The 2391-nt window shown below is 65.9% G+C and carries 2 protein-coding genes; one reads left to right on the top strand and one right to left on the bottom strand.

The genetic code is table 11. The features are described from left to right. Positions 1–18: 18 nt before the first annotated feature. Positions 19–558: an inorganic diphosphatase gene (ppa, locus tag AC5JJ6_RS09425; protein ID WP_496041792.1), complete on the bottom strand. Its 540-nt coding sequence runs from the start codon at positions 556–558 to the stop codon at positions 19–21. 213 nt (positions 559–771) lie between these two features. Here ppa and AC5JJ6_RS09420 point away from each other — a divergent pair. Continuing rightward, a partial coding sequence (locus AC5JJ6_RS09420) for an extracellular solute-binding protein (protein WP_496041791.1) occupies positions 772–2391 on the top strand: 1620 nt, incomplete at its 3' end.

Here is a 2391-nt window from a genome sequence, read left to right as displayed (position 1 = left end):
TCATCCGGTTCGCCGGTCTTACTCGGCGGAGCCTTCGGCGTACTTGTCGATCGAAGCCTGGATGATCTTGGCGGCTTCTTCGGCGTCGCCCCAGCGCTTGATCTTGACCCACTTGCCCTTTTCCAGGTCCTTGTAGTGCTGGAAGAAGTGGGCGATCTGGTCCAGCAGGATCTCCGGCAGGTCCTTGTACGACTGGACGTCGCTGTAGAACGGGTGGAGCTTGTTGACGGGCACCGCCAGGACCTTCTCGTCCAGGCCGGCTTCGTCTTCCATGATCAGCACGCCGATCGGGCGCGACCGCAGGACGGCGCCAGGCTGGATCGGCCGGCGGCCGACTACCAGCATGTCGCACGGGTCACCGTCGTCGGACAGGGTATGCGGCAGGAAACCGTAGTTGCACGGATAATACATCGCGGTGTGCAGGAAGCGGTCGACGAACAGGGCGCCGCTGGCCTTGTCCACTTCGTACTTGATCGGCTCGCCGCCCATCGGAATTTCAATGATGACGTTGACGTCCCACGGTGCATTCTGGCCCACTGGGATCTTCGAGATATCCATGAACTTTTCCCTCGGTTCCGATCGGTTACGCCCCTTTTGGCGCGCAGTCCCGGCCGCGCCAGCGGCATCCGCCGGGCGCGCGTCGGAGTTTAGGGTAAAGATCACAATTGAGCCAGACTTGCAAATAGGCGGATTGTCACGGTCTCTTCCCAACGCGGCCTTTCCGTCGAACCGGCTTGCATATGGGCATCCCTGTACGGACACTCCAAGCCTATGAACAAAGCCATGTCGCCCGTCTTCGTCCGCGTCCTTTTGGTTTCGATCGCGATCCTCTGCGTGTCGCCCGTTCCCAGCGGTGCGGCGGAACCGCAGCCGGCCCACGGCATCGCCATGCACGGGCAGCCCCGCTACGCCCCCGGTTTCAGCCATTTCGACTATGCCGATCCGTCGGCACCCAAGGGCGGGATCTTCCGCAACGCGGCCGTCGGGACCTTCGATACCCTGAACCCCTTCATCGTCCGGGGCCGGGCGGCGCTGGGGCTTGGCTACGTCTCCGAAAGCCTGATGCAGCGGAGCTGGGATGAGCCCTTCTCGCTCTACGGCCTGATCGCCGAATCGATCACGGTGCCGGACGACCGCTCCTGGGTGGAGTTCACGCTGCGCCCGGAGGCGCGCTGGCACGACGGCGTCCCGATCACCCCGGCGGACGTCCTGTTCTCCTGGCGCACGCTCCGCGACCATGGCCGCCCCAACCACCGCAGCTATTACGGAAAGGTCGAGCGCGCCGAGCAGACCGGCGAGCGCGGGGTACGGTTCACCTTCAAGCCGCCGGCCAAGGTATCCGCCGACCCCGATGCGCCGGGCGACCGCGAGATGCCGCTGATCATGGGGCTGATGCCGATCCTGCCGGAGCATGCCTGGACAACGCGCGAGTTCGACCGGACGACGCTGGAACCGCTGCTTGGCAGCGGTCCCTACCGCGTTGCGCGGTTCGAGCCGGGCCGGTCCATCGTGTACGAACGGGTGCCGGACTACTGGGGCCGCGACTTGGCCGTCAACCGCGGGCAGTACAATTTCGACGGCATCCGCTACGACTATTACCGTGACGACGGGGTGGCGCTGGAGGCATTCAAGGCCGGTGCCTACGATTTCCGGCGCGAAACCGATCCCGCGAAATGGGCGACCGGCTACGATTTCCCGGCGGCGCGCGACGGCAGGGTCACGCTGGAACTGCTGCCCCATGGCCGGCCCGAGCCGATGCGGGCCTTGATCTTCAACACTCGCCGTCAGCACTTCGCCGACCGGACCGTCCGGGAGGCGCTGGGCTACGCGCTCGACTTCGATTGGATGAACAGGACGCTGTTCCATGGCGCCTACCGGCGGACCGCCAGCTACTACCCCAATTCGGAACTGGCGGCGTCCGGCCCGCCCGGCGCCGCCGAACTGAAGGTGCTGGAACCGTTCCGCGACACCCTGCCATGGGAAGTCTTCGGTCCCGCCTATGTCCCGCCCGCCACCGACGGCAGCGGACCGGCCGGCCTGCGCGGCAACCTGCGGAAAGCGCAGGACCTGCTGGCGAAAGCGGGATGGACAGTCCGCGACGGACAGTTGCGCGAGGCCGGTGGGGCGGCGTTCGAGTTCGAGATCCTGCTGGTTTCGGCAAGCGACGAGAAGGTCGCCCTGGAGTTCGCTCGGGCGCTCCAGCGGATCGGGGTGACGGCCAAGGTGCGGACGGTCGACAGCGCCCAGTATCAGGCGCGGCTGGAGTCCTTCGACTTCGACATGACGCTGAACCGCTGGGCCTCGACCCTGTCGCCCGGCAACGAACAGATCTACTACTGGGGAAGCGAGGCGGCGGACTGGGAAGGCAGCCGCAACTATCCCGGCATCCGG

The sequence above is a fragment of the Skermanella sp. genome (genome assembly GCF_059503625.1).
The sequence above is the reverse complement of the archived record's forward strand: the minus strand, read 5'-3'. Positions and strand labels throughout refer to the sequence as shown.

Bases quoted from the DNA above. Each gene is read 5' to 3' on its own strand.
- ppa (WP_496041792.1), bottom strand. From the start codon at position 558: ATGGATATCTCGAAGATCCCAGTGGGCCAGAATGCACCGTGGGACGTC.